This window comes from Pseudomonas sp. Irchel s3f19 (assembly GCF_900187555.1).
In the GTDB taxonomy this organism is placed as follows: domain Bacteria; phylum Pseudomonadota; class Gammaproteobacteria; order Pseudomonadales; family Pseudomonadaceae; genus Aquipseudomonas; species Aquipseudomonas capeferrum.
The window spans coordinates 38,211-64,335 of the sequence record NZ_FYDW01000016.1 but is presented as its reverse complement, the minus strand read 5'-3'; the positions used below and the strand labels follow the sequence as shown (position 1 = coordinate 64,335).

Annotated in this window: 21 protein-coding genes; 9 read left to right on the top strand and 12 right to left on the bottom strand. The window is 64.8% G+C overall.

Annotated features, from left to right (window positions below; translation table 11 throughout):
• Nucleotides 1–237 precede the first annotated feature (237 nt).
• The 4 genes from CKW22_RS24630 (at nucleotide 238) to CKW22_RS24615 (ending at nucleotide 4,486) form a co-directional block, all read left to right on the top strand.
• Nucleotides 238–2,160, top strand: a complete 1,923-nt coding sequence (locus CKW22_RS24630; protein ID WP_095065387.1) for a sigma-54-dependent Fis family transcriptional regulator — start codon at nucleotides 238–240, stop codon at nucleotides 2,158–2,160.
• Nucleotides 2,161–2,226: 66 nt separating this feature from the next.
• The gene (mpl, locus tag CKW22_RS24625; protein WP_047583487.1) at nucleotides 2,227–3,576 is read left to right on the top strand and encodes a UDP-N-acetylmuramate:L-alanyl-gamma-D-glutamyl-meso-diaminopimelate ligase; all 1,350 of its coding nucleotides are present in this window, start codon (nucleotides 2,227–2,229) and stop codon (nucleotides 3,574–3,576) included.
• Complete coding sequence (gene ubiX / locus CKW22_RS24620; RefSeq protein ID WP_033703408.1) at nucleotides 3,573–4,202, top strand: flavin prenyltransferase UbiX; 630 nt, start codon at nucleotides 3,573–3,575, stop codon at nucleotides 4,200–4,202. Before mpl ends, ubiX begins: the two co-directional genes overlap by 4 nt.
• Nucleotides 4,199–4,486 (top strand): YceK/YidQ family lipoprotein, encoded by a 288-nt coding sequence (locus CKW22_RS24615; RefSeq protein WP_033703407.1) that lies wholly within the window; start codon nucleotides 4,199–4,201, stop codon nucleotides 4,484–4,486. The genes ubiX and CKW22_RS24615 overlap by 4 nt, the downstream gene beginning before the upstream one ends.
• Nucleotides 4,487–4,495: 9 nt before the next feature.
• Here the strand turns inward: CKW22_RS24615 and CKW22_RS24610 are convergent, their stop codons facing one another.
• From CKW22_RS24610 to CKW22_RS24585, 6 genes are all read right to left on the bottom strand, one after another.
• Complete coding sequence (locus tag CKW22_RS24610; RefSeq protein ID WP_033703405.1) at nucleotides 4,496–5,140, bottom strand: oxidoreductase; 645 nt, start codon at nucleotides 5,138–5,140, stop codon at nucleotides 4,496–4,498.
• 27 nt (nucleotides 5,141–5,167) lie between these two features.
• On the bottom strand, nucleotides 5,168–6,901 hold the full coding sequence (locus CKW22_RS24605; protein WP_033703404.1) for a C13 family peptidase: 1,734 nt from the start codon (nucleotides 6,899–6,901) through the stop codon (nucleotides 5,168–5,170).
• A 183-nt stretch (nucleotides 6,902–7,084) separates the two neighbouring features.
• Nucleotides 7,085–8,191, bottom strand: coding sequence for an acetoin dehydrogenase dihydrolipoyllysine-residue acetyltransferase subunit (locus CKW22_RS24600; protein ID WP_095065385.1), 1,107 nt, complete (start codon nucleotides 8,189–8,191; stop codon nucleotides 7,085–7,087).
• Complete coding sequence (locus tag CKW22_RS24595; RefSeq protein WP_016497851.1) at nucleotides 8,188–9,210, bottom strand: alpha-ketoacid dehydrogenase subunit beta; 1,023 nt, start codon at nucleotides 9,208–9,210, stop codon at nucleotides 8,188–8,190. The genes CKW22_RS24600 and CKW22_RS24595 overlap by 4 nt, the downstream gene beginning before the upstream one ends.
• A 33-nt stretch (nucleotides 9,211–9,243) precedes the next feature.
• Nucleotides 9,244–10,221 (bottom strand): thiamine pyrophosphate-dependent dehydrogenase E1 component subunit alpha, encoded by a 978-nt coding sequence (locus tag CKW22_RS24590; RefSeq protein ID WP_033703401.1) that lies wholly within the window; start codon nucleotides 10,219–10,221, stop codon nucleotides 9,244–9,246.
• A 22-nt stretch (nucleotides 10,222–10,243) separates the two neighbouring features.
• Complete coding sequence (locus CKW22_RS24585; RefSeq protein WP_047583489.1) at nucleotides 10,244–11,299, bottom strand: ATP-NAD kinase family protein; 1,056 nt, start codon at nucleotides 11,297–11,299, stop codon at nucleotides 10,244–10,246.
• Nucleotides 11,300–11,582: 283 nt separating this feature from the next.
• Here CKW22_RS24585 and CKW22_RS24580 point away from each other — a divergent pair, with 283 nt between their 5' ends.
• Entirely contained in the window at nucleotides 11,583–13,436 is a 1,854-nt protein-coding gene (locus tag CKW22_RS24580) for a sigma-54-dependent Fis family transcriptional regulator (RefSeq protein WP_095065383.1), read from the top strand.
• Between the two features lie 149 nt (nucleotides 13,437–13,585).
• On the opposite strand, the gene accC is transcribed toward CKW22_RS24580, so the two are convergent.
• The 6 genes from accC to CKW22_RS24550 form a co-directional block, all read right to left on the bottom strand.
• Nucleotides 13,586–14,941 (bottom strand): acetyl-CoA carboxylase biotin carboxylase subunit, encoded by a 1,356-nt coding sequence (gene accC / locus CKW22_RS24575; protein ID WP_033703398.1) that lies wholly within the window; start codon nucleotides 14,939–14,941, stop codon nucleotides 13,586–13,588.
• Nucleotides 14,942–14,958: 17 nt separating this feature from the next.
• The gene (gene accB, locus CKW22_RS24570) at nucleotides 14,959–15,420 is read right to left on the bottom strand and encodes an acetyl-CoA carboxylase biotin carboxyl carrier protein (RefSeq protein WP_033703397.1); all 462 of its coding nucleotides are present in this window, start codon (nucleotides 15,418–15,420) and stop codon (nucleotides 14,959–14,961) included.
• A gap of 99 nt (nucleotides 15,421–15,519) precedes the next feature.
• Nucleotides 15,520–15,972 (bottom strand): type II 3-dehydroquinate dehydratase, encoded by a 453-nt coding sequence (gene aroQ, locus CKW22_RS24565; protein ID WP_033703396.1) that lies wholly within the window; start codon nucleotides 15,970–15,972, stop codon nucleotides 15,520–15,522.
• A 179-nt stretch (nucleotides 15,973–16,151) separates the two neighbouring features.
• On the bottom strand, nucleotides 16,152–17,930 hold the full coding sequence (locus CKW22_RS24560; protein ID WP_095065381.1) for a protein-disulfide reductase DsbD: 1,779 nt from the start codon (nucleotides 17,928–17,930) through the stop codon (nucleotides 16,152–16,154).
• 130 nt (nucleotides 17,931–18,060) lie between these two features.
• On the bottom strand, nucleotides 18,061–18,840 hold the full coding sequence (locus CKW22_RS28235; RefSeq protein WP_371856448.1) for a methyl-accepting chemotaxis protein: 780 nt from the start codon (nucleotides 18,838–18,840) through the stop codon (nucleotides 18,061–18,063).
• A 1,315-nt stretch (nucleotides 18,841–20,155) separates the two neighbouring features.
• Entirely contained in the window at nucleotides 20,156–21,523 is a 1,368-nt protein-coding gene (locus CKW22_RS24550; RefSeq protein ID WP_033703393.1) for a diguanylate cyclase, read from the bottom strand.
• 249 nt (nucleotides 21,524–21,772) lie between these two features.
• On the opposite strand from CKW22_RS24550, the gene CKW22_RS24545 reads away from it, so the two are divergent.
• The 4 genes from CKW22_RS24545 (at nucleotide 21,773) to speA (ending at nucleotide 26,045) form a co-directional block, all read left to right on the top strand.
• Nucleotides 21,773–22,840 carry a DUF2333 family protein gene (locus tag CKW22_RS24545; protein WP_033703391.1) on the top strand — a complete coding sequence of 356 codons (1,068 nt, stop codon included), beginning with the start codon at nucleotides 21,773–21,775 and terminating at the stop codon, nucleotides 22,838–22,840.
• Nucleotides 22,841–22,842: 2 nt separating this feature from the next.
• Entirely contained in the window at nucleotides 22,843–23,376 is a 534-nt protein-coding gene (locus tag CKW22_RS24540) for an NUDIX hydrolase (protein ID WP_033703390.1), read from the top strand.
• A 231-nt stretch (nucleotides 23,377–23,607) separates the two neighbouring features.
• Nucleotides 23,608–23,979, top strand: a complete 372-nt coding sequence (locus tag CKW22_RS24535) for a translation initiation factor Sui1 (protein ID WP_033703388.1) — start codon at nucleotides 23,608–23,610, stop codon at nucleotides 23,977–23,979.
• A 152-nt stretch (nucleotides 23,980–24,131) separates the two neighbouring features.
• On the top strand, nucleotides 24,132–26,045 hold the full coding sequence (speA, locus tag CKW22_RS24530; protein WP_033703387.1) for an arginine decarboxylase: 1,914 nt from the start codon (nucleotides 24,132–24,134) through the stop codon (nucleotides 26,043–26,045).
• Nucleotides 26,046–26,125 lie beyond the last annotated feature (80 nt).

Sequence of the window (26,125 nt, the reverse complement as noted above, 5' to 3'; positions counted from 1 at the left end):
GTGTTTGTTAGGGAGTTGAGAAGCGTAGAGCAAAGGTTGGGCCAGTGTTTTGAGGACCATCAAAATCAACCACTTGGGGCGGTTTTGTGAAACACGCCGGCCACCCGCTGCGCCAGGGCTGGCACGGCCCGGGTGACACTTTGTACCGTTTGCGACACGCAGCGGTACGCTGCATTGCAAAGCCCCGCCGGGTGGAGGATGCTGGCTGAACGCTCTATCTGCGGAGAACGACAACAAATGCAGAGCAACCACCTGAGTCGCCATGCCCAGCAAGTGCACACCATTGCCCATGGTGAAGCTGGGGAGGGCGGCAGTGACCCGGCCATCGCGCGTTCCTGGCTGCGCTGTCTTGAGGAGCACCACCTCGACCCGACGCTGATCGAAGCCCCTGTGGTGCTCGAGCACGGGCGCCTGCTGGAAAGCCGCGAGCGCCTGCGCCAGGTGCTGAAAATTGCCGACAGCGAGATGAACAGCCTGCATCAGCAGCTCTCTGGCGCCGGCCATGCGGTGCTGCTGACCGATGCCCGCGGGGTGATCCTCAACTGTGTCAGCGCACCCACCGAGCGGCGTATCTTCGAGCGGGCGGGGTTGTGGCTGGGCGCAGATTGGAGCGAGGCGCGCGAAGGCACCAACGGCATCGGTACCTGCCTGGTCGAGCGCCAGGCACTGACCATTCATCAGCACGAGCATTTTCGTGGCCGCCACACTGGCCTGACCTGCTCGGCAAGCCCCGTGTTCGACCCGCATGGCGATCTGTTGGCGGTGCTCGACGTGTCGTCGGCGCGGCCAGATGTCTCGCGTCAGAGCCAGTTCCACACCATGGCCCTGGTCAACCTGTCGGCCAAGATGATCGAGAGCTGTTACTTCCTGCGTCATTTCGAACAGCAATGGTTGCTGCGTTTTCATCTGCACGCCGAGTCGGTCGGCTTGTTCAGCGAGGGCTTGCTGGCCTTCGAGGCTGATGGGCGAATCTGCGCGGCCAACCAGAGCGCGCTCAACCTGCTGGGTACCGTGCGCGGGGGCGTGCTGGGCAAACCGGTGGAGCGTTTTTTTGCCTGCAGCCATGACGAACTGTTCAGCCGCGCCGTACCCGGCGGCAGTACCGTCTGGCCGTTGCACACGCGTGACGGCCGCCAGGTGTTCGCCAGCCTGCGTGGCCAGGCGCGCACGCCGGTGTGGTCGGTGCCGCGCGGCCAACCTCGGCCCCCGCGCGAAGCAGAACCCGGCATCTGCCTGCTCGACCCTGCGCTGCAAAACGACTTTCGCCGCTGTGTGCGGGTGTTCGAGCGTGATGTGCCGCTGCTGCTGCGCGGCGAGACCGGTTGCGGCAAGGAGGCCTTCGCGCAGGCGGTGCACCAGGCCAGCCAGCGAAGCGGCAAACCGTTCGTGGCGGTCAACTGCGCCTCTATTCCGGAGAGCCTGATCGAGAGCGAGCTGTTCGGTTATCGCGGTGGCAGCTTTACCGGCGCGCGCAAGGAAGGCATGCGCGGCAAGCTGTTGCAGGCCGATGGCGGCACGTTGCTGCTGGACGAGATCGGTGACATGCCGCTGGCCTTGCAGACGCGGCTGTTGCGGGTACTGGAAGAGCGCCAGGTGGTACCGATTGGCGGCGAGCCCCAGGCCGTGGACGTGCGCATCGTCAGTGCGACCCACCGCGACCTGCTGGAGCGGGTGGCGCAGGGCACGTTCCGCGAGGACCTGTATTACCGCCTCAATGGCCTGGAAGTGGCCCTGCCGGCGGTGCGCGAGCGCAGTGACAAGGGCCAGTTGCTGGACTTTCTGCTGCATCAGGAAGCGCAGGGGCAGCCCGTGCAGCTCGAGCCTGATGCACGGCACGCGTTGCTGCAGTTCCCGTGGCCCGGCAACGTGCGGCAGATGCGCAACACACTGCGCACCCTGGTAGCGCTCTGCGACAACGGCCGCATCGAATCTGCCGACCTACCGACCATCTTTCACAACACCGTCCCCCCATCTTCCGCGACTACTGCATACCCCGATCGCAACCCAAGCCCGCCGCTACAAGACGCCGAGCGCCAAGCCCTGCTGACGGTACTGGAGGCAAACCGCTGGCACTTGACCCGCGTCGCCGAGCATCTGGGCATCAGCCGCAATACCTTGTATCGAAAACTGCGCAAACACGGCATAGCACGGGCTGGCTGAGCGAAACAGCGGGTGCGATTTCCTGCGCCCTGGGCTACCCTGCCTCGATGTTTTGCGAGGTCGACCATGCATATTCACATTCTCGGTATTTGCGGCACGTTCATGGGTTCCCTGGCGGTGCTGGCCAAAGCGCTTGGCCACCGCGTCACCGGCTCCGACGCCAATGTCTATCCCCCGATGAGTACCCAGCTCGAAGCCCAGGGCATCGAGCTGACCCAAGGCTATGACCCGGCTCAGCTAGACCCGGCACCCGACCTGGTAGTGGTCGGCAACGCCATGTCGCGGGGCAACCCGGCGGTGGAGTACGTGCTGAACAAGGGCCTGCCCTACGTCTCTGGCCCGCAGTGGCTGGCCGACCACGTGCTGCAGGGCCGCTGGGTACTGGCCGTTGCCGGTACCCATGGCAAGACCACCACCAGCAGCATGTTGGCCTGGGTGCTGGAGCACGCCGGCATGAGCCCGGGGTTCCTGATTGGCGGTGTGCCGCAGAACTTCTCGGTGTCGGCGCGCCTGGGCGACACCCCGTTCTTCGTGGTCGAGGCCGATGAGTACGACAGTGCGTTCTTCGATAAACGTTCGAAGTTCGTCCACTACCACCCGCGCACGGCCATCCTCAACAACCTTGAGTTCGATCACGCAGACATCTTCCCTGACCTTGCGTCCATCGAGCGGCAGTTCCACCACCTTGTGCGCACTATCCCGAGTGAAGGCCTGGTGATTCACCCCACCACCGAGCAGGCGCTGGAACGCGTCATCGGCATGGGCTGCTGGACCCCGGTACAAACCACCGGTGAAGGCGGGCAGTGGCAGGCGCGCCTGCTCAGTGCCGATGGTTCGCGCTTTGAAGTGTTGTTCGAGGGCGAGGCCCAGGGCGTGGTCGATTGGCCATTGACCGGGCAGCACAACGTCGCCAACGCCTTGGCCACCCTGGCCGCCGCGCGCCATGTAGGTGTGGTGCCAGCCATGGGCATCGCCGGGCTGAGCGCCTTCAAGAGCGTCAAGCGGCGCATGGAGACGGTCGCCGAGGTGCAGGGCGTGACCATCTATGACGATTTCGCCCACCACCCGACCGCCATCGCCACCACCCTCGACGGCCTGCGCAAGCGTGTGGGCGAAGCGCCGGTGATCGCGGTGATCGAGCCGCGCTCCAACTCGATGAAGCTGGGCGCCCACCGTGACGGCCTGCCGGAAAGCGTCAACGACGCCGACCAGGTGATCTGGTACGCCCCGGCCAACCTGGGCTGGGACCTGGCCGCCACGGCAGCGCAGTGCAAGGTGCCGAGCGTGGTTGCCGACAGCCTGGAGGCGATCATCGAGCGCATCAAAGGCCAGGCCCGCCCCGGCACCCACGTGGTGATCATGAGCAACGGCGGCTTCGGCGGCCTGCACGGCAAGTTGGCCGAGGCGCTCAAATGAGCGGGCCGCAGCGCATCACCCTGGCCATGACGGGCGCCTCTGGCGCTCAATATGGCCTGCGCCTGCTCGACTGCCTGGTGCGTGAGGACCGCGAGGTGCACTTTCTCATTTCCAAGGCCGCGCAGTTGGTGATGTCTACCGAAACCGACGTGTTGCTGCCGCCCAAGCCCCAGGCGATGCAGGCATTTCTGACCGAGTACACCGGCGCTGCCGATGGGCAGATCCGCGTGTATGGCAAGGAAGACTGGATGTCGCCGGTGGCTTCGGGCTCCGGCGCGCCGGCGGCGATGGTGGTGGTGCCATGCTCTACCGGCACCTTGTCGGCGATTGCCACCGGTGCTTGCAACAACCTGATCGAGCGTGCCGCCGACGTCACCCTCAAAGAGCGCCGTCAGTTGATTCTGGTACCGCGCGAGGCGCCGTTCTCGACCATTCACCTGGAGAACATGCTGAAGCTCTCGCAGATGGGCGCGGTCATTCTGCCGGCGGCCCCGGGCTTCTACCATCAGCCACAGACCATCGACGACCTGATCGATTTCGTCGTAGCGCGCATTCTCAACCTGCTGGACATCCCCCAGGACATGCTGCCGCGTTGGGGCGAGCATCACTTTGGGGCGGATGATTGAAACGCGCACTCTCTGGGCTGGTGGCGCTGACGCTGCTGAGTGGATGTGCCACGGTGCGCACGCTGGATGCCAACAAGCCGGGCGCACCGGTGGTGTACGCCGGCACCCGGCTGGACCTGTATGTGATGAATGGCGGGTGCTGCCCGAAGGATCACTTCGGGGCTGAGGCCCCGGGATACCCAGGGTTGGACCTGCCCGGCAGTATGTTGCTGGATACCCTGCTGCTGCCGTTATCACTGCTGACGGCAGCGGGGGTCGGCTTCCAGGCTACCGGCGGCCTTTGATTGCCTACGCTATATCTTGCCCAGCCGGCGCAGTTCATCCGACTCGATGACCCGCACCCCGTCTTCTTCTTCCAGCGCCAAGCGCCATAGCGCCCGTGCCAGTGTGCAAGCCTCGATACCCCGGTACTTGCCAGGTATCAGCTTGGAAAACGGCGAAATCAGCTGTTCGCCGAGCCGAGGCTCGATGCGGTCCCCTAGCAGCAGCGAGGGCCGGACGATGGTCAGTTGCGGCCAGTCCTGGGCCTTGAGCGCTTCTTCCATTTCGCCCTTGACCCGGTTATAGAAGATCGATGACTTAGGGTCGGCGCCGAGTGCGCTGACCACCAGCAGATGCCGCGCACCCAGCTCGCGGGCACGTTTGCTGAAGGCCACTACCATGTCCAGGTCCACGGCGCGGAACGCCGACTCGGAGCCAGCCTGCTTGAGTGTGGTCCCCAGGCAGCAATAAGCGATATCCACCCGCCCCGCCAGCTGCGGTAGGAACACCGCCGGGTCACCCACTGGGTTTTCCAGGTGTGGGTGTTCGGCCAGTGGCCGGCGCGTAGGCGCCAGTACCCGGCTGATGGTCGGCTCGTTGAGCAGGCGGTCGAGCAGGTGTTCACCCGTCAGACCCGTGGCACCGGCAAGCAGGACATGCTGAGGCGTCAAATACATGATGTCTCTCCCTTGTTACACACAAGCTTAGTGGTTGGCCGGCTTTTTTGCCTGCTCCTCCACGGTGGCCTGTGCAGCATTGCGTAACGCTTCTTCGGCCTGTTGCCGTCTTAGGTGCTGCCAGTGTGCCAGTACGGCTGGCGGCGCCCAAAGCTGCGGTTCCGAGGCCTCGAAACCTTCCTTTTGTTCTCTTTCGGCAACGCTGGCGCGCGCCAGTTCAAACGCTTGTTTCAGGTCGTCGGTCTGGTTCAGCGCTTCGGCGAACAGGGCATCACCAAAGTAGGTGAAATCCGCTTCTTCCGAGCAGCCGAAAGACACCCGGTCGGCGCGGGCGGCGGTGATGATCACCGTGCGATCATCCTTGAGCGGGGCGATATAGCCCCCTGAATAGCAGGCGGAAATGACGATTATCTTGTCGCGATCTTTCAGCGGTGCCAGGGCACTGGCCAGCTCGTCGGCGGGCAGGTCGGCCAGTTGCAGGCGCGGCTGGTCGAGCACCAGTTGGTGGTCCTGGCTGCCGTGGCTGGTGAGGTAGATGAACACCAGGTCCTCGGGGCCGCTGCGCTCGGCCAAGGTGCGGGCGGCGCGGGTGAGGTTCTCGCGGGTGGCCATGGGGCGGCTGGCCATATGGTCGCGGTGGTTGACCAGCGTGACCTGGCCGCGGGCGCCAAAGCGGACCTTGAGCATGTTGCTGACATAGTCGGCTTCGCGCAGAAACACGCTTTGCTGGCCGTCGCCGGCCACTACCAGGCTGTACAACTGGATCGCCGGCGCGGTGTGCGGTACCCGCGCCAGCGCGTCTTCGAGCAGGTGGCCCTGGTTGAGCAGGGCCAGGTCCAGCGGGTCGGGCAACAGCGCGCCCTTTTCGTCGCGCACGCGTACGCCGTTGACCCAGGTGCCGCCCTCGACTTTGCCGTTGGCCAGGGTCAGTCGGCCGTAGCCGTGGTAGGCATCGTTTTCGAAGCCACCGGTGTACTTGCTGCCGTCAGCCAGCTGCAGGCTGCCCTGGCCAGACAGGTGCCAGTCGACGAAACCGCCCTTGTAGTGGCTGCCATCACTGCCGAGCAGTTCGCCCTCGCCAATCAATGAGCCGTCCTTGAACGCGCCGATCCAGACGTCACCGTCGGCGCTTTCATAGCGCCCGCGGCCTTCCAGGCGGTTGTCCTTGAACTCGCCGATGTACTGTTCGCCGTCGACGCTGTCGTAGGTGCCGCTGCCTTGCAGCAGGCCATCGACGAAACGGCCGCTGAACTGGTTGCCGCTGGCATCGCTGCGCACCCCGGCACCGTTCGGTTTGCCTTTGGCGAAAAGGCCCTGGTAGCGGCTGCCGTCGGCCAGCTCCAGCTCGCCCGCGCCTTCGTACTGATCGTCCTTGAACTGGCCGCGGTAGGTCTGGTCGGCTTGCTTGAGGGTGCCTTCACCGTCGCGCCGGCCGTGCTTGAAAGTACCGGCATAGTGGCTGCCCGGCGTGGTCAGGTCACCCAGGCCCTGGAACAGGCCCTCGGCGAACTGGCCCCGGTAGACTTCACCGTTCTGGCCGTGCCACTCGCCCTGGCCATGCCACTGGCCATCCTTGAAGCCGCCGGCGTACCAGCTGCCGTTGGGGTAGTCGATGCGCCCCTCGCCCTGCAGCAGGCCGTCAACCACCTCACCCCGGTAGCGCCCGCCGTCGGGCAGGCGTGCGTCCGGAGGCAATAGCGATTCGCCATCTCCGCACGCGGCAAGCAACAGGACCAAGGTGATGGGGAGCAATGGACGCATGGTGGAGACCGGGCAATAGGTCTGCCGAGTATGACCCAGAATGGGGGGTTGAGACAGTGAACGAGTGGGGGCGGACGGTGCATGCCTTGATTGTTTCGGCGCCTATGAGACCGAGCGCCGCGCGGGCGGCGCTCGATCTCATAGGCGCTGCACATCTAAGGCGAACACCTGCACGCCCCCCCATCAATGCCCCTGCAAAAACGCCCCCATCCTCCGATTCACCGCCTCGGCCGCCTCCATCTGCACCATGTGGCCAGCATCTGGCAGCACCAATACTTCGGCCTCCAGCCCGTCGGCATGGCTGGCCGGGATGATCGCGTCCTTCCCGCCCCAGATCACCAGCGCCGGGTGCTGCCCCAGCACGCCCCGCAGGTCGTGGCGCTGCTGGTCGCCTTCGGCAATGGCCGCCCCCAGCTGGCGCAATGCCGCGTCGACGCCTTCCAGCCGCTTGAACTTGAGCATGTCCTCCAGCAACTGCCGGGTAACCAGCGCCGGGTCGGCAAACAGCTGCACCATCTGCGGCTTGAGTGCATTGCGGTTGGCAGCGGCCACGAAGCCTTGCAGGTACTGGCCGTTGATCGCTGTGCCCAGCCCGGCACTGGCCACCAGGCTCAAGCTTGCCACCCGCTGCGGCGCCAGGCGTGCCACGTTGAGGCTGACTGCGCCGCCCATCGAATGCCCGGCCAGGTGGGCCCGGGGGATCTCCAGGTGGTCGAGCAGTGCCAATACCGCTTCGCTAAGTTCATCCAGGTCCCCGCGTTGCAGCGCCTTGGCCGACTCGCCATGCCCGGGCAGGTCGAGCGCGATGACGCGGCGTTCGGCGGCCAGCGCCGTGTGGTTGAACAGCCAGTTGTTCAAGTCACCGCCAAAGCCGTGCACCAGCACCAGCGGCGTACCGCCTTCGCCCAGTTCGAACCAGCGCAACAGGCGGCCGCCCACTTCGGCTTTTTGCGGGGCTGGGCCCTGCGCCTGGTCTGCGCCACCTTCGGCGACGAACTCGGCCTGGAAGCGCTGCACCACGGCGTCGATCTCGGCCTCGTCGGCTTCGCCTTCGACCACCACCGCCAGCAGCGCACCGACCGGCAGGGTTTCATCCGGCTTGGCCACCAGGCGGCGCAGTACACCGCTGAAGGGCGCCTCGACGCTGCTGCTGATCTTGTCGGTCTCGACGTCCAGCACTTCGTCGCCCTTGCTGATGGCGTCACCTTCCTGCTTGAGCCAGGTATCCACCCGGCCCTCGGTCATCGACAAGCCCCACTTGGGCATGGTCAGCGTATGGATCTGGCTCATGCGGCGCTCCTTGCGGCTTCGATTACCTTGCGCACGGCGGCCTCGATTTTCGCCGCGTCGGGGATGTACAGGTCTTCCAGGGCGTCGGAGAACGGCACCGGCGTATGCGGCGCGGTGACCATCTCGATCGGGCCCTTGAGGGCGCCGAAGGCTTTTTGCGCCACCAGTGCACTGATGTCGGTGGCCATCGAGCAGCGCGGGTTGGCTTCGTCGATCACCACCAGGCGGCCGGTCTTCTCGACGCTTTCGAGAATGCTGTCTTCATCCAGCGGGCTGGTGGTGCGCAGGTCCAGCACTTCGCAGTCGATGCCCTGGCGGGCGAGGTTGTTGGCGGCCTCCAGGGCCACATGGACCATGCGCCCATAGGTCACCAGGGTCACATCGTCGCCGTCGCGCAGGAAGTTGGCTTCACCGAACGGCACCGTGTAGACCTCTTCCGGCACTTCGCCCTGCATGCTGTAGAGCAGTTTGTGCTCACAGAAGATCACCGGGTCGTTGTCGCGTATCGCCTGAATCAGCAGGCCCTTGGCATCGTAGGGCGAAGAGGGGCAGACCACCTTCAGCCCGGGGATGTGCGTCCACAACGAGGTGAGCATCTGCGAGTGCTGGGCTGCCGCGCGCAGGCCGGCGCCGTACATGGTACGCATCACCAGCGGGGTCACCGCCTTGCCGCCGAACATGTAGCGAAACTTGGCGGCCTGGTTGAGGATCTGGTCCAGGCAGCAGCCGGCAAAATCCACGAACATCAGTTCGCACACCGGGCGCAGACCTTGGGTCGCGGCACCCACGGCGGCGCCGACATAGCCGATCTCGGACAGCGGCGCATCCAGTACCCGGCCTGGGAACTGGTGGTAGAGGCCTTTGGTCACGCCCAGCACGCCGCCCCAGGCATCCTCTTCGCCGGGGGCACCGGCACCGCCGGCGACGTCTTCACCGATGATGAACACGGTGCTGTCACGGCGCATTTCCTGGGCCAGGGCTTCGTTGATGGCCTGCTGGTAGCTGATCTTTCTTGCCATGGTGATTCTCCTCTTGTTCTTTTAATCCGCAGCTCAGGGGTAGCTGACGTAGACGTCGCTGAGCAGGTCGGCGGGCTGTGGCTTGGGATCGGATTTGGCACGGCGCACGGCGTCTTCGATCAGGTCCTCGACACGGGCGTCGATGGCGTCCAGTTGTTCGGCACTGAGCAGGCCGGCGCGGGTGGTCTTGTTGCGGAACTGCATCAGGCAATCACGGGTTTCGCGCAGGTTCTTCACTTCATCCGGGGCGCGGTAGGTTTGCGCGTCGCCTTCGAAGTGGCCGTAGTAGCGGCTGAGCTTGACCTCGATCAGCGAAGGCCCTTGCCCGCTACGCGCCCGTTCGATGGCGGCGCCGGCGGCCTCGTACACGGCGAAGAAATCGAAGCCGTCGATGGTCACACCCGGCATGCCGAACCCGGCGGCGCGGTCGGCAATGTGGTCGCAGGCCACCGACCAGTTCGAGGCCGTTGCCTCGGCGTAGCCGTTGTTTTCGGCGACGAAGATGCACGGCAGGTTCATGATCGCGGCCATGTTCATGGCTTCGAACACGGCGCCCTCGTTGGAGGCGCCGTCGCCGAAGAAGGCCACCGACACGTCATCGCGGCCCTTGAGCTTGGCGGCCAGAGCAGCACCGGCAACCAGCGGCGCACCGGCCCCGACGATGCCGTTGGCGCCGAGCATGCCCTTTTCCAGGTCGGCAATGTGCATGGAGCCGCCCTTGCCGCCGCATACGCCAGTTCTCTTGCCGTAGATCTCGGCCATCATGCCGTACACATCCACGCCCTTGGCGATGCAGTGGCCGTGCCCGCGGTGGGTCGAGGCAATGCAGTCGCTGTCGCGCAGGTGGGCCATGACCCCTGCAGCGGAGGCCTCCTCGCCAGCATAGAGGTGGACGAACCCGGGGATCTCGCCGGTGGCAAACTCCACGTGCAGACGCTCTTCGAATGCGCGAATGGTGCGCATCACTTCATAGGCATGCAGCAGTTGTTCGGTACTGAGTTGATTGGACATCTTGTTGTTCTCCAGGGTTGTCTCAACACGCGGTTGCAGGGTGTAGCCGGTGGCCGCGCGGGACGGCCAGCAGGTGATGGCAGGCGGCGTGGGCCAGTACGGCCTCGACGTCCACGGTCAGGGGGCCTTGGTGGTCCAGGGTGATGGTGGGGGTGTCGTGTTCGGCGAATTCGATCTCGCGTTCGCCGTCCAGGGCCAGCGTGCCGCTGGCCAGGCTCAGGCGATAGGCGACACCGGGCGTCAATGGGCCGCTGGCGGTGATGCCACAGCCTTGCAGCACACCGGGCGCCAGCGGTGCGAGCAGGGCCTGTTCAGCGCCAGGGTTCAGGCGTACCCAGGCGCCGTGAGCATCCAGGCGTGAAACCGGGCACCACAGGCCGCACAAGGCGGACAGGCCAATGGCGTGGGGTTCGGCGAAGCAGGCGAACACTTCGCTGAGGTCTTCGCTGCGGCTCAGGGCCCGGGCGCCGATGAAGCGCTGGGGCGACACGGCGACTTCCACCAGGGCCCACTCGGCCAACTGCTGCTCGGGCACCTTCACCAGCAGGCGCTTGTTGCGGCGCAAGCCGATGCTGGCGGGTACGCGGCCGCTGGCGAGCAGGCCGCCGGCCAGGCCGGCGCTGGTGGCTTCGCGCAATTCAGGGAAGGCATTGTTGGTGCCGGTGGACAACGTCAGCAGTGGCGTGTCGCCTGCCTCGGCAGCAACGGCTTTGTGGGTGCCATCGCCGCCGAGTACCGCGATCATCGTCACGCCTTGCTCGACCATGCGCCGGGTGGCCAGGCGGGTATCGGCAACGGTCTGGGTCAACGGCAGGTCGATGATCTCGAGGTTCGGCCAGTGCTGATCGCGAGCGCCCGGGCCTTGGCTGGCCTTGAGCACGGCGGCGGCGATGCCGGTCATGTCGGTGGGCAGCAGAACCTTGCCGATGCCGGTGGCACCGAAGGCGGCGAGCAGGCGCTGGATCGCCGAAGCCTTGTCGGTGCTCGAATAGAGCCCGGCACTGGCAGTCAGGCGGCGCAGGTCGCGGCCAGAGGCAGGGTTGGCAATGATCCCGACAGTCGGGGTGGGTTGCGGCATGGCGCACCTCATATTCTTGTTTGCCATGGGCAGAGCAAGGTGGGTGCCAGCTTTGCTCGGCAGGCCTGAAGTGGCCGCCTTAGAGCGGTTGCGGGATAGCACCAGGCATGTGCCGGGCGGCCCCTGCGAGACGCCGCGTGCCGCGCCGGGGCCGTGTTTGCCGAGACGCTGAGACGCAGCGTCTCAAGCCAACCGGTAATCACACAGTGCTTGTCGGGGCATGCCTGGAAGCGCTTAATGGCCGCACAACGACAAAAACAGCAACGAGAACCGGAGGGCCTGAATGCTTGCCGCGAACTCCCGAGCCCATGTCGACTGCGTCAGCCGGGTGCTGAAAAACGCCGATCGCCTGCCCCAGGCGCCGGTGCCGCCGCTGATCCTCGACTCCTGGCGCCGCTCCATGGACCTGTATCGCCTCGATCCAGGCTCGCAGCAGGGGCCACGTATCCTTTCCCAAAGCCTGCTCAACGAATGCCGCGAACGCGCCGAGCTGTTCTTGCGCATCGCCAGCGATGCGGTGGCGCGGCTGCATGAACGGGTGCGCGGCGCCGACTATTGCGTACTGCTTACCGATGCCCAAGGGCAGACCATCGATTACCGGGTCGAGTCGGCCATCCGCAACGACTGCCGCAAGGCCGGGCTGTACCTCGGCACGTGCTGGTCGGAGGGCGAGGAGGGCACCTGTGGGGTGGCGGCGGTGCTGACCAGCAAGGCGCCGGTCACGGTGCACAAGCGCGATCACTTTCGCGCCGCCTTCATCGGCCTGACCTGCACCGCGGCGCCGGTGTTCGACCCGCTCGGCGAGCTGCTTGGCGTGGTGGATGTGTCCGCCTTGCAGTCCCCGGATGATCGCCGCAGCCAGCACCTGATCCGGCAGTTGGTCGAGCAGACTGCGCGCGAGATCGAAAACGCGTTTTTCATGCACAGCGCCCAGGGCCATTGGGTCATGCGTGCGCATGGCACACCGGGCTACGTCGAGAGCCAGCCGGATTACCTGCTGGCCTGGGATGCCGACGGCCGTCTGCAGGCGCTCAACAGCCTGGCCCGCCAGCGGCTGGTGGAGCGCCTGGGCCGCTTGCCCGAGCATATCGGCGAATTGTTCGACCCGGGCCAACTGCGCTCCATCAACGAGGCCTCGGCGCAACGCCTGCCTGGCTGGGGCGAGCTGTATGGCCGGGTCAGCGCACCGCAACGGCGCCCGCAAGCGCAGCGGTTGCGCCAGGCGCAGGATACGCGCATCGAGCAGCACTTGCGCCTGGCCACGCGGGTCAAGGACTGCAACCTGGCGGTGCTGGTGCAGGGTGAGACAGGCGTCGGCAAAGAGGTTTTCGCCCGTCAGTTGCACCTGCAAAGCCTGCGGCGTGAAGGGCCCTTCGTCACGCTGAACTGCGCAGCCATCCCCGAGAGCCTGATCGAGAGCGAGCTGTTCGGCTATGTGGCCGGGGCGTTCACCGGGGCTTCCAGCAAAGGCATGCAGGGGCTTTTGCAGCAGGCTGATGGCGGCACGTTGTTCCTCGACGAGATCGGCGACATGCCGCTGAATCTGCAGACCCGCCTTCTGCGTGTGCTGGCCGAGGGCGAGGTGGCGCCACTGGGGGCTGCGCGGCGTGAGCGGGTGGATATCCAGGTGATCTGCGCGACGCACCGGGATCTGGCGGCGATGGTGGCGGACGGGCGTTTTCGCGAGGACCTGTATTTCCGCCTGGCCAACGCCAGGTTCGAGTTACCGCCGCTGCGGGATCGGGAGGACCGGTTGGGGTTGGTTCATCAGTTGTTGGCCGAGGAAGCGGAGGCGTGCGGTGTCGAGGTGATGCTGGCGGATGATGCATTGCAGGCGCTGTTGCTGTATCGCTGGCCGGGCAACTTGCGCCAGCTTCGCCAGGTGTTGCGCTATGCCTGTGCGGTGAGTGAAGGCGGGTGGGTCAGGCTTGAGGATTTGCCGCAGGAGGTGCGTGGTGATGCGTTGCCCTCTGGCGACCGTAGCCTTTCCAGCCCGGCGCGGCAGCTGTTGCTCGATGCCTTGATCCGGCATCGCTGGAAGCCGGCAGATGCGGCGCGGGCGTTGGGGATTTCGCGGGCGACGTTGTATCGGCGGGTGCATGAGCATCGTATCGAGATGCCGCGGATGAAAGGGTGAGGATTGTTTGGGGGATTGTGCGGTGACGGCGCTCGATCTCATAGGCAACACACCCCTCAAGGCATGCACCTATCAGCATCACCAACTTCCTGCAGCCAATAAAAAACCCCGGCACAAGTCCGGGGTTTTCATCACATCACACTACACAATCACTCCTGGCTAGCCAGTTTGTGCTCGAGGTAATGAATGTTGACGCCGCCTTTGCAGAAACCTTCATCACGCACCAGGTCGCGGTGCAGCGGGATGTTGGTCTTGATGCCGTCGACGACGATCTCGTCCAGCGCATTGCGCATGCGCGCCATGGCTTCTTCGCGGTCCTTGCCGTAGGTGATCAGCTTGCCGATCAGCGAGTCGTAGTTCGGCGGAACCGAATAACCGCTGTACAGGTGCGAATCGACGCGAACGCCGTTGCCGCCCGGTGCGTGGAAGTGCTTGACCGTGCCTGGGCTCGGGATGAACTTCTTCGGGTCTTCGGCGTTGATCCGGCACTCCAGGGAGTGACCACGGATCACCACGTCTTCCTGGCGGAACGACAGCTTGTTGCCAGCGGCGATGCTCAGCATCTCCTTGACGATGTCGATGCCAGTGACCATTTCCGACACCGGATGCTCAACCTGTACGCGGGTGTTCATCTCGATGAAGTAGAAGTTGCCGTTCTCGTACAGGAACTCGAAAGTACCCGCACCGCGGTAGCCGATCTCGATGCACGCATCGACGCAACGCTTGAAGACTTCCTGACGGGCCTTCTCGTCGATGCCCGGTGCCGGCGCTTCTTCCAGTACCTTCTGGTGACGGCGCTGCAGCGAGCAGTCACGGTCGCCCAGGTGGATGGCGTTGCCCTGGCCGTCGGACAGTACCTGAACTTCCACGTGACGTGGGTTGGTCAGGAACTTCTCCAGGTAGACCATCGGGTTGCCAAACGCAGCACCGGCTTCGGTACGGGTCAGCTTGGCCGAGGAAATCAGGTCCTCTTCCTTGTGCACCACACGCATGCCGCGACCACCACCGCCACCGGCGGCCTTGATGATCACCGGGTAGCCGACGTCACGGGCGATTGCCAGGGCGACTTCTTCGTCTTCCGGCAGCGGGCCGTCAGAGCCCGGTACGGTCGGAACGCCCGACTTGATCATCGCGTCCTTGGCCGAAACCTTGTCGCCCATCAGGCGAATGGTGTCGGCTTTCGGGCCGATGAAGGCGAAACCGGATTTTTCTACCTGCTCGGCAAAGTCGGCGTTTTCAGCCAGGAAGCCGTAGCCCGGGTGGATCGCGGTGGCGCCAGTGACTTCGGCGGCAGCGATGATCGCCGGGATGTGCAGGTAGGAACCTTTGGAGGGCGCAGGACCGATGCAGACCGACTCGTCTGCAAGACCCAGGTGCATCAGTTCGCGGTCAGCCGTGGAGTGCACGGCGACGGTCTTGATGCCCAGCTCTTTGCAGGCACGCAGGATCCGCAGGGCAATTTCCCCGCGGTTGGCGATCAGGACTTTTTCGAGCTTCGCAGACATCGTTGGCTCTCCGCGGTTCAAACGATGGTGAACAGCGGCTGGTCAAACTCAACCGGCTGGCCGTCTTCTACCAGGATGGCGTCGATGACACCGCCGAACTCGGCTTCGATGTGGTTCATCATCTTCATGGCTTCGACGATGCACAGGGTGTCGCCCTTTTTCACCGACTGGCCAACTTCAGCGAAGTTCGGCGAGGTCGGCGATGGTTTGCGGTAGAAGGTACCAACCATCGGCGAACGCACCACGGTGCCTTTCAGGGCCGGGGCAGCGGCTTCGGCGACCGGGGCAGCAGCAGCGGCAGCGGCCGGGGCAGCTACAGGGGCGGCAGCCATCGGGGCCGGTGCGTAGAACTGTTGAGCTGCTGGGGTCTTGCTGTGACGGCTGATACGGACCGACTCTTCGCCTTCCTTGATCTCCAGTTCGTCGATGCCAGACTCTTCCAGCAGTTCGATCAGTTTCTTGACTTTACGGATATCCATTAATCATCAACTCCCAAGGTTCGGTCAGGGGGCGTAATTGAAAACGTGTCTAGAACGTTTCTCTCAAACCCCGGCCCACTTAGGCCAGGGTCTCTGTCATCAGGGCTGTGCGTTGGCAGCCAGTTGTTCCAGCGCGGACTCCAGGGCCATGCGATAACCGCTGGCGCCCAGGCCGCAAATCACCCCTACGGCCACATCGGAAAAGTAGGAGTGGTGGCGGAACGGTTCGCGTTTGTGCACGTTGGACAGGTGCACTTCGATGAATGGGATGCTCACCGCAAGCAATGCGTCACGTAATGCGACACTTGTGTGGGTGAAAGCAGCCGGATTGATCAGGATGAAGTCCACACCCTCGTTGCGTGCGGCGTGAATACGGTCGATCAGTTCGTATTCGGCATTGCTCTGCAGGTATTGCAGATGGTGGCCTGCGGCGCGGGCACGTTGCTCCAGGTCCTGGTTGATCTGGGCCAGGGTCACGGCGCCGTAGTGGCCCGGCTCGCGGGTACCGAGCAGGTTGAGGTTGGGGCCGTGAAGCACCAGTAGCGTAGCCATCTGCGGATTCCTTGGATTTGTAGGGCAATTCGACACAGCGCGGCGAGTGTGCCGCAAAGCGACAGCAAGTGTCCAGTTCCCGGCAATAGCCAGCACGATGTCCGAGATTCGCGCGAAGTATGTGACCGGATGATTAAATCCGGTCACTGTGCCGAGGATTTTCTGCGGCCCGCCGGAAGTTATAGACCGAGTTTGCCGCGCACGCGCGCCAGAACCTCGGCAAAATCGCCGGCGTTTATCTCGCCAATGACCCGATCGCTGGTCATTTCGCTGCCGTTCGCTGCAAAGAACAGCAGCGCGGGCGGGCCGAACAGTTGGTAGCGATCGAGCAGGGTGCGCTGCTCGGCGTTGCTTTCGGTGATGTCGAAGCGCAGCAGCTTGAACGCGCCCAGCTGCGCTTGGACCTGCGCGGCGTTGAGCACTTCGTGCTCGATCACCTTGCAGCTGATGCACCAGTCGGCGTACCAGTCGAGCAGCACCGGCTGGCCGGCGGCCTTGGCCTGGGCCAGGGCGGCGTCCAGCGCGGCGGGGGTAGTGATGGTCTGCCAGGCATCCGCGGGGGCGGTAGGGCCAGCACTGCCAGCAGCCACGCCGGGCGCAGGCAAGGGGCGCAGCGGGTCGCCCTGGCCATTGAGCGCCCCGTACCAGCAGGCCAGGGCGTACATCAGCAAGGCCAGGCCCAGCAGCTGTGCCAGGCGCTGGCGCGGGGTTTTGATAACGAACTCCACGGCGCCGAGGAACACCGCCACACCGCCGGCCAGGAAGCCGACCAGAAGCAAGGTCAGCGGCCCGGGCAGTACGCGGCTGAGCAGGCCGATGGCCAGGCCCAGCAGCAGCACACCGATGGCGTTTTTCACCGTGTTCAGCCACGGGCCGCTCTTCGGCAGCCAGGCCGCGCCGCCGGTGGCCACCAGCAGCAGCGGCGCACCCATGCCAAGGCCCAGGGCGAACAGCTTGAGCGCACCGCCCAAGGCATCACCACTGGCGCTGATATAGAGCAGGGCACCGGCCAGCGGTGCCGACACGCAGGGCGACACCAGCAGGCTGGAAAGTACGCCCAGCACCGCTGCGCCGAGCAACGAGCCACCCTTGGTGCGGCTGGCGACGTTGTCGAGGCGGTTGCTCAAGGCTTGCGGCAGCTTGAGCTCGAACAGGCCGAACATGGCCAGGGCGAACACCACGAAAAACAGCGCGAAGGGCACCAGCAACCAAGCCGACTGCAGGCGCGCCTGCAGGTTGAGGCCGGCACCGAACAGGCCCATCAGCGCGCCCAGTACCGCGAAGCTGACCGCCATCGGCAGGATGTACGCCAGTGACAGCGCCAGCCCGCGCAGCCCACCGACCTGGCCGCGCAGGACCACGCCCGAGAGAATCGGCAGCATCGGCAGTACGCAGGGGGTGAAGGTCAGGCCGACGCCGGCGAGGAAGAACAGCAACAGCGATTTCCAGTTCCAGCCCTGTGCACCGGCCGCCGGCGCTACAGCGGCGGCACCGCCTTCGCCGTCGATGCTCAGGCGCTCGGTTTCCGGCGGGTAGCACAGGCCCTTGTCGGCGCACCCCTGGTAACCCACCAACAGGGTGAACGCGCGTGAGTCGGTGCGGGGTAGTTCGATGTCGAGCACACCGTGATACACCTCGACGTCACCGAAGAATTCGTCGTGCTTGGCTTCGCCCTTGGGGATGTTGGGCGTGCCCAGGGCCACGTCGGCCGGTTCCGTGCGGAACTGGAAACGGTGGCGGTAAAGGTAGTAGCCGTCGGTGGCGACGAAGCGCAGTTTGATGTGCTGGGCGTCGGCCTGGATCAGGCTGAGCTTGAAGGCTTCGTGAACGGGCAGGAAATCTGCGGCGTTGGACAGGGAAGCGGCGCCGAGGGTGGCGCTTGGGCGGTTGTCGAGCAGGCCCGTAGCGAAGGCAGGGCTGGCCAGCAGCAGGAACAGCAGGAGAAACAGGCGGCGCATGGCGGACTCGCGAGGTGGAACGTGCTGGGCATGATAACGGAGTTGGTCTGGATTTGGCGTGTGGCGTCTGGGCGAGCGACACATGGCCGCTGTTGCTTGTATCGCCTGTACCGGCCCCACAGGCAGACGATCAGACCCTGAACGCACGCACAGCCGTGCTCAGCTCGCTGCCCAGGTTCAGCAATTGCTCGCCTTGCTCGCGCCCCTCGCCAATGCGCTGCAAATTGTCCTCACCCAACGCATGAATCCGCTCGCTATGGTCGCGAATCTCGCTCACCGCGCCGCTCTGCTGTGCCGTGACATCGGCGATGCGCACTGCGGTATCGGCAATGGTGCCAATGGCGCGGACAATTTCGTCCAGCGCGCCGTCAGCGGCCTGGGCCTGGCTGGCAGTGGCCTCGGCATGTTCGAGTTGCGCCCGCATGCCCGCCACCGAGCCCTTGGCCGCCTGCTGCAAGCGGTCGATCAGCGCCTGGATCTCGCCCGTCGCACCGGTGGTGCGTTGTGCCAGGGAGCGCACTTCGTCAGCCACCACGGCAAAGCCGCGGCCCATTTCGCCGGCGCGCGCAGCTTCGATCGCGGCATTGAGGGCCAGCAGGTTGGTCTGCTCGGCAATCGAGCGAATCACCGTCAACACACCACCAATGGTGGCAGACTCTTCGGCCAACTGTTCGATCATGCGGGCATTGCCCTGCACCTCGTCGACCAGCTCACGCAAGCCGGACAAGCTCTGGCCGATCACCGCCTGGCCGCGTTCCACCGCACGCCCCGCATCATGGCTGGCGTCGGCGGCGGCGCTGGCATCGCCGGCCACTTGCTGGATGGTGGCCTCCAGTTCAGCGAGCGCGTCGCGGATTTGCCCCGTATCGCCGGCCTGGCGCTCGGCCCCGTCGTGCAGGGCGGCACTCATGCCGGCCAAGGCGTGGCTGCTGCCGGCCACCTGCTCGGCGTTGTGGCGCAGGGTGCCGACCAGGGCCACGAGGTACTGGCGCAGGCGGTTGAGCGATTCCTGGATGTCGTGCAGCTCGCGGTTGGTCTTGCCCAGGGCGATGGGTTCGGCGAAATCGCCCTCGGCCCAGTGCGACAGGGCCGGAGCCAGGCTGGTCAGGGTTCGCGCCAAGCGCCGCTGCAGGGTGTCGATGAGCAGGGCGATCAGCAGGATCAGGCCGATCATCAGGCCTTGGCTGATACGCACTTCGGCGGCGATCCGGGCATGCTCGCCGCGGACCTGCGGCTCCAGCCCGGCGATGGCCTGTTGCACCGCTTCCAGGCGCTGGCCCGCGCTGGCGGCCAGGGCGGCGCGGCGTTCGATCTGCTCGCGGGTGCGTTGCAGTTCGGCCGGGTAGCGATTGAGCAGGCTTAGCAGTTCGCGCTTGAGGCCGACGGCGATGTCTTCCCGCTGCTCGCTGGCTTGGGTCTGCAGGCCCATCATGGCGGCGAAATCGTCGGCATTGGACTCGGCCGCTCGGGTCACGCCAAGCAACGGCAGGCTGTCGATGGCCTGGGCCTGGGCGCGGATCAGTTGCAGTTCGCGCTCCACTTCATCGGCCAGTTCAGGGCGGCCACTGCTGACCAGCTTGTCGCGTGCCAGCGACAGGCGCCCGAGGTGCACGGTGGCGTCGAGTAGCGGCAGCAGGTAGCGGTCGGCCTCGGCACTGCTGCTGTCCCGGGCGTAGCCGGCCAACTGTTCGAAGTTGGCCCCCAGTTCGCGCTCGGCCTGCAACAGCAGCGCTTGCGGGTCACCGGCCAGCTTGCCGGCCGCCAGCAGTTCGTCGGCGGTAAAGGCCTGCAGGCTGTCGAGGCTGGGGCGCAGTGTGCCGGCCAACGCCTCGGGCCATTCGGCCAAAGCCGCCTGCAACTGCTGGTTGGCCTCCATGGCGGCGGCGTGGCGCAAGGCGTCACCGCTGCCCAGGTAGGCCTGGATGTTGCGCGCTGCCTGGTTCTGGAACTGCTGGGACAGGCCCAGGTAGCGCTCCATCATCTGATAGGGGCGCTCCAGGGCACGCTGCGACCACCACAGGGTCGCGCCCAGGGCGATGCAGACGGTCACCAGCAACAGGGTGTTGAAATTGGTCAGCCACTTCAGGCGCATAGCCGCGAACTTCCTGCGGGGAGTGGGAGAAGTAAGCGCCTGAAGTTATTGCGGTTTTGTTACGCAGTGATGACGGCTGGGGCTCGCTGAGAGAAATAGATGGCATTTGGCCTTTATCGGCCCCTGCAAAGGCCTAGGGTTCGACCCGCACCACGCAGTTACGCCCCGCATGCTTGGCTCGGTACAACGCCTCGTCAGCCGCACTGGCCATGGTCAGCGCATCCAGCTCATCGTCCAGTTGCACCACGCCTGCGCTGAACGTGCAGTTCAGGTCACGCGGCTGCGCCGGATAAAGAATTTCGGCAAACCGCCGCCGGATCTCGTCCAGCACCTTGTGCGCGGCATCCAGTGCGGTATTGGGCATGACGATGGCGAACTCTTCGCCACCATACCGGCCAATGAAATCGGTCTTGCGCAGCCGTTGCTTGAGGAACAGTGCCAAGCTCTTGATCACCCGGTCGCCCATCGGGTGCCCGTGGCGGTCGTTGATCTGCTTGAAACGGTCGATATCGAGCATGGCGAAGCTCAGCGGCTGCTGCTCGCGCCGGGCGCGGTAGCAGCAGTCTTCGAGCAGTTGCAGGATGTGGGTGTGGTTGTACAGCCCGGTGAGGCTGTCGCGGACCATGCGTGATTTGAGGTGGCGGGCACGGGCGGCGCGGTTGCGCACGGTGGTGATCAGGTGACGCGAGCGAAACGGCTTGGTCAGGAAGTCATCGCCGCCCTCGCTCATGGCATCGAGCTGCTTGTCCAGGTCGTCCTCGGCCGACAGGTAGATGATCGGCACACTGACGTAGCGGTCATTGTGGCGGATCACCTTGGCCAGCTCCGGGCCGGTGCAGGCCGGCATGTACAGGTCGAGGATGATCAGGTCGGGCTGGAAGTCGGCCAGTTCCGCCATGGTGCGGATCGGGTCGGTCAGGCTGCGGGTGATCATGCCCGCGCTGGCGAGCACGCGCTCGGTGTGCAGGGCCTGGGTGCGCGAGTCGTCGATGATCAATACCCGCAACGGGTCGTGCGGGGTCGCGCTGGTCAGCAGTTCGACCTTTTCCAGCAGGCTGGAGGCTTCCAGCGTGCCGGTGAGGAACTCCTTGCCGCCGGCGCGCACCGCCGCCAGACGGGTAGGGGTATCGGTTTCGTGATGGCTGAAGAACAGCAGCGGAATGGGCTGCGGCAAACCCTGCTGAGCCTGGGCCTGAGCTTGGGCTGCCAGGAGCAGGCCCTGGCCGCTACCGGTGAAGTCCACGTCCATGACGATGGCCGAAGGCGGGCATTCACTGAGCGATGCGTGGAAGGCATCGGCACTGAACAGGGGCTGCACGCCAAGGCCGAAGAACTCCAGCTGTTGGGCCAGGCGCTGGGCACGCTCGTGGTCCTGCAGAAGGATGTACACCGGCTTGCGCAGGGGCAGCGGCACCTGGTTGAGCGGGTCATCCTTGCGCAGGCCGGTACGCGACAGGTGCTGGGCGGGGCACTGCTGGCTCGGATCGACTGCTTGGCTCATGTCCTGGCTACTTTTGGGTGGGTGGTATGCAGGTTCGATGATGGCTCTATGCTAGCAGCTCTTTACCTTTGGGTGAGTGCCCTCCATCAACAAAGGGTTTAGAACGAATATTCAGTTACCGACCCACTGGTCGCTTATGCGTACGGCAGTGTCTGCTTTATAGTGCAGCGACGCGGGCTTGCCGTGGCACCCTGGCGCACGCCTGTGGTCAAAGCCCCTGAACCGTCGAGACTGATTAAGGACAATGCCATGCTGGACTGGAAAAACCGCGAGGCCAAAGCCGAACCCCGCGAGCGTGTTGATGGCCGTGGCGCCGCCGCCCGTAGCTACCTGGGCGGGCTCTGGAGCCGTGCTCTGGGTACCCTGATCGGCCTGTACCTACTGGTCTGCATCGGCCTGGGTTGGTACTGGAGCCAGGAGCCGGAGCTGTTCCCGGTGCAGCAGAACGCCCAGACCGCGGCCGAGCGCAATGGCCAGCAGATGGTGGTCGGCTACACCACCATCGAAACCCTCAAGACCGTCGCCGGTACCCTGCTGAACAAGCCGGGCGGTTACATCTCCAACGACCGCTTCCCGCCGGGGCTGTGGATGGACAACATGCCGAGCTGGGAGTACGGCGTGCTGGTTCAGGTCCGCGACCTGTCCCGTGCCCTGCGCAAGGACTTCGCCCGTTCGCAGTCGCAGTCCACCGAAGACGCCGACCTGGCCAAGGCCGAGCCGCGCTTCAACTTCGACAACAAGAGCTGGATCCTGCCGTCGAGCGAGTCGGAATTCGAAGAAGGCATCAAGTCGCTTAACCGCTACCAGACCCGCCTCGCCGCTGGCGATAAAGGCGCGATCTTCTACACCCGTGCCGATAACCTGAACAACTGGCTGGGCGATGTGGCCACCCGCCTGGGTTCGCTGTCGCAGCGCCTTTCGGCCAGCGTTGGCCGGGTCAAGCTCAACACCACCCTGAAGACCGAGTCGGTGCAACCTGGCCAGGCGCCGCAGGTTGACGAGGAGGTGGTCGAAACCCCATGGCTGCAGATCGACAACGTGTTCTATGAGGCCCGTGGTCAAGCCTGGGCGCTGTCGCACCTGCTGCGTGCCATCGAGGTCGACTTCGCCGACGTGCTGGCGAAGAAGAACGCCACCGTCAGCGTGCGCCAGATCATCCGTGAGCTGGAAGCCTCGCAGGAAGCGCTGTGGAGCCCGATGGTGCTGAATGGCAGCGGCTTTGGCATGTGGGCCAACCACTCGCTGGTCATGGCCAACTACATCTCCCGCGCCAACGCTGCGGTCATCGACCTGCGTCAGCTGCTGTCGCAGGGCTGATAGTGGTCATCAGCACCAAGGAAGCCGCCCACCGGGCGGCTTCCGACCGTGAGCTGGTCGCCTGGGTCGACGAGGCCGATCAGGTACTGGGTGCCCTGCCCAGGGCTGAACTGCGTGAGCGCGGCCTGATCGGCCGCTGCACGTTCATCTTGCTGTTCAATGGTGCCGGTGAGTTGTGCGTGCACCGGCGTACTTTGAGCAAGGCGCTGTACCCTGGGTATTGGGATGTGGCAGCAGGCGGCATGGTGACGGCGGGCGAGGGGTATGCCGAATCGGCAGCCCGGGAGTTGGCCGAAGAGCTGGGTGTCGATGGCGTCGCGTTGCGCTTTCATGAGCGCTTCTACTTCGACCAGCCTGATAACCGCTTGTGGTGTGCGGTGTATTCGGCGGTGTCCGATGCGCCTTTGCGCTTGCAGCCGGAGGAGGTGAGCGAGGCGCGGTTCATCAGCCTGGAGCAGGCCCAGGCAGAAAGCCTGGGCATGCCGTATTGCCCGGACTCGTTGGCGGCGTTGCAGCGGTATAGAGCCAGTCTGTAGGTGCGGGTTTAGCCGCAAGAGGCCGTCCCAGACACCTGCGTTTCATGGCAAGGGCTACGCCCTTGTTCGCGGGTAAACCCGCTCCTACACAAGCCCCCGATTTATCGTTACACTGCGCGCCCTTTTCGGGCTGCCGCAGGATCTTGCGGCAGTAGCGCCGCCCCTGCCAGAGTGGGGCTTCGCGGTCGGCTCCCGCCGACCAGTTTTTGTCCTCAGCACAGAGGAACAAAAGTGGCCAAGAAAGCTTCTTCCTTCGCCGCCCTTGGCGGTCTCGTTTACTCCACCGATGCCGGTCGGCACTGCCCCGACTGTGGCCAGCCGGTGGATGCCTGCACCTGCAAGCAGCAAGTCGTCCCCGAGGGGGATGGTACTGCCCGTGTGCGCCGTGAAAGCAAAGGCCGCGGTGGCAAGACCGTGACCACTGTCACCGGCGTGCCGCTGCCCCTCGATCAGCTCAAGGAGCTGGCCACCACGCTCAAGCGCCGCTGCGGTACCGGTGGCGCCTTGAAGGACGGGGTTATCGAGATTCAGGGCGACCATGTCGAGCTGTTGATCGGCGAGCTGACCAAACAGGGTTTCAAAGCTAAAAAGTCCGGCGGCTGAGGCCAGCGCGCGATTTTTTGCCCAGTGCTTTCTAAACTCGTTCCTGTTGGCAGGGTCTACCCCTGAACCGGACGAACCGTCATTTTCAGCTTTTACACTGCGCCGGCCCTTTTGTTGGGGCAGTGTCTTCGACTTATCTATAGGGGACTTGAATGTCCGTACGACGCACACGCAAAGACGATGGTAGCCAATGGACCGTGGCCGACAGCCGCAGTGTTTACGGCATCCGCCATTGGGGCGCTGGTTATTTCGCCATCAATGAAGCCGGGCGCGTCGAAGTGCGCCCCAATGGCCCCCAGAGCGCGCCGATCGACCTGTTCGAGCAGGTCGACGAGCTGCGCCAGAGCGGCCTGTCGTTGCCGTTGCTGGTGCGCTTCCCCGATATCCTGCAAGACCGCGTACGCCAGCTGACCGGTGCGTTCGACGCCAACATCGCGCGCCTGGAGTACCAGAGCCAGTACACCGCGCTGTACCCGATCAAGGTCAACCAGCAGGAAGCGGTGGTGGAAAACATCATCGCCACCCAGAATGTCTCGATCGGCCTTGAGGCCGGCTCCAAGCCTGAGCTGCTGGCGGTGCTGGCGCTGGCGCCGAAGGGCGGCACCATCGTCTGCAACGGTTACAAGGACCGCGAGTTCATTCGCTTGGCGCTGATGGGCCAGAAGCTGGGCCACAACGTGTTCATCGTCATCGAGAAGGAGTCCGAGGTCGCCCTGGTGATCGAGGAGGCCGCCGAGCTGAAGGTGAAGCCGCAGGTGGGCTTGCGTGTGCGCCTGTCTTCGCTGGCTTCGAGCAAGTGGGCGGACACCGGTGGCGAGAAGTCCAAGTTCGGGTTGTCTGCCGCCCAGCTGATTTCGGTGGTGCAACGCTTCCGCGATGCCGGCCTGGACCAGGGCATCCGCCTGCTGCACTTCCACATGGGCTCGCAGATCGCCAACCTGGCCGACTACCAGCACGGCTTCAAGGAAGCCATCCGTTACTACGGCGAGCTGCGTGCGTTGGGCCTGCCGGTCGATCACATCGACGTCGGCGGTGGCCTGGGTGTGGACTACGACGGCACCCACTCGCGCAATGCCAGTTCCATCAACTACGACATGGATGACTACGCCGGCGTGGTGGTGGGCATGCTCAAGGAGTTCTGCGACGCGCAGGGCCTGCCGCACCCGCACATCTTCTCCGAGAGCGGCCGTTCGCTGACCGCGCACCACGCCATGCTGGTGATCCAGGTGACCGACGTCGAGAAACACAACGACGACGTGCCGACCATCGAGAACAAAGAGGCCCTGCCGCAGACCGTGCAGTGGCTGGCCGACCTGCTCGGCCCGACCGACATCGAGATGGTCACCGAGACTTACTGGCGCGCCACCCACTACATGGGTGACGTGGCGGCGCAGTATGCCGATGGCAAGATCAGCCTCGCCGAGAAGGCCCTGGCCGAGCAGTGCTACTTCGCCGTGTGCCGTCGCCTGCACAACTCGCTGAAGGCACGCCAGCGTTCGCACCGTCAGGTGCTGGACGAGCTCAACGACAAGCTGGCCGACAAGTACATCTGCAACTTCTCGGTGTTCCAGAGCCTGCCGGACACCTGGGCCATCGGCCAGGTGTTGCCGATCATCCCGCTGCATCGTCTGAATGAGGAGCCGCTGCGTCGTGCGGTGCTGCAAGACCTGACCTGTGACTCCGACGGCAAGATCAACCAGTACGTCGACGAGCAGAGCATCGAGACCAGCATGCCGGTGCATGCGCTCAATGAGGGTGAGGACTACCTGCTGGGCGTGTTCCTGGTCGGCGCCTACCAGGAGATCCTGGGCGACATGCACAACTTGTTCGGTGACACCGACTCGGTGAACATCTACCAGAACGCCGATGGCAGCGTGTACCACGCCGGTATCGAGACCCACGACACCATCGAAGACATGCTGCGTTACGTGCACTTGTCGCCGGAGGAGTTGATGACTCACTACCGCGACAAGGTGGCCAGCGCGAAGATCAGCGCGCGTGAGCGGACCCAGTACCTTGATGCCTTGCGCCTTGGGTTGACCCGCTCTTCGTACTTGTCTTCGTGATCGTTGGGGCCGCTTAGCGGCCCTTTCCGACCGGGCCGGCGCCCCGGCAAGGCCGCTCCTGCACGGGATCGCGGTGCTTT

Excerpts from the sequence above, each read along its gene's own strand:
- CKW22_RS24630 (WP_095065387.1), top strand. The coding sequence starts at position 238 with ATGCAGAGCAACCACCTGAGTCGCCATGCCCAGCAAGTGCACACCATT.
- mpl (WP_047583487.1), top strand. The coding sequence starts at position 2,227 with ATGCATATTCACATTCTCGGTATTTGCGGCACGTTCATGGGTTCCCTG.
- ubiX (WP_033703408.1), top strand. The coding sequence starts at position 3,573 with ATGAGCGGGCCGCAGCGCATCACCCTGGCCATGACGGGCGCCTCTGGC.
- CKW22_RS24610 (WP_033703405.1), bottom strand. The coding sequence starts at position 5,140 with ATGTATTTGACGCCTCAGCATGTCCTGCTTGCCGGTGCCACGGGTCTG.
- CKW22_RS24605 (WP_033703404.1), bottom strand. The coding sequence starts at position 6,901 with ATGCGTCCATTGCTCCCCATCACCTTGGTCCTGTTGCTTGCCGCGTGC.
- CKW22_RS24600 (WP_095065385.1), bottom strand. The coding sequence starts at position 8,191 with ATGAGCCAGATCCATACGCTGACCATGCCCAAGTGGGGCTTGTCGATG.
- CKW22_RS24595 (WP_016497851.1), bottom strand. The coding sequence starts at position 9,210 with ATGGCAAGAAAGATCAGCTACCAGCAGGCCATCAACGAAGCCCTGGCC.
- CKW22_RS24590 (WP_033703401.1), bottom strand. The coding sequence starts at position 10,221 with ATGTCCAATCAACTCAGTACCGAACAACTGCTGCATGCCTATGAAGTG.
- CKW22_RS24585 (WP_047583489.1), bottom strand. The coding sequence starts at position 11,299 with ATGCCGCAACCCACCCCGACTGTCGGGATCATTGCCAACCCTGCCTCT.
- CKW22_RS24580 (WP_095065383.1), top strand. The coding sequence starts at position 11,583 with ATGCTTGCCGCGAACTCCCGAGCCCATGTCGACTGCGTCAGCCGGGTG.
- accC (WP_033703398.1), bottom strand. The coding sequence starts at position 14,941 with ATGTCTGCGAAGCTCGAAAAAGTCCTGATCGCCAACCGCGGGGAAATT.
- accB (WP_033703397.1), bottom strand. The coding sequence starts at position 15,420 with ATGGATATCCGTAAAGTCAAGAAACTGATCGAACTGCTGGAAGAGTCT.
- aroQ (WP_033703396.1), bottom strand. The coding sequence starts at position 15,972 with ATGGCTACGCTACTGGTGCTTCACGGCCCCAACCTCAACCTGCTCGGT.
- CKW22_RS24560 (WP_095065381.1), bottom strand. The coding sequence starts at position 17,930 with ATGCGCCGCCTGTTTCTCCTGCTGTTCCTGCTGCTGGCCAGCCCTGCC.
- CKW22_RS28235 (WP_371856448.1), bottom strand. The coding sequence starts at position 18,840 with ATGAGTGCCGCCCTGCACGACGGGGCCGAGCGCCAGGCCGGCGATACG.
- CKW22_RS24550 (WP_033703393.1), bottom strand. The coding sequence starts at position 21,523 with ATGAGCCAAGCAGTCGATCCGAGCCAGCAGTGCCCCGCCCAGCACCTG.
- CKW22_RS24545 (WP_033703391.1), top strand. The coding sequence starts at position 21,773 with ATGCTGGACTGGAAAAACCGCGAGGCCAAAGCCGAACCCCGCGAGCGT.
- speA (WP_033703387.1), top strand. The coding sequence starts at position 24,132 with ATGTCCGTACGACGCACACGCAAAGACGATGGTAGCCAATGGACCGTG.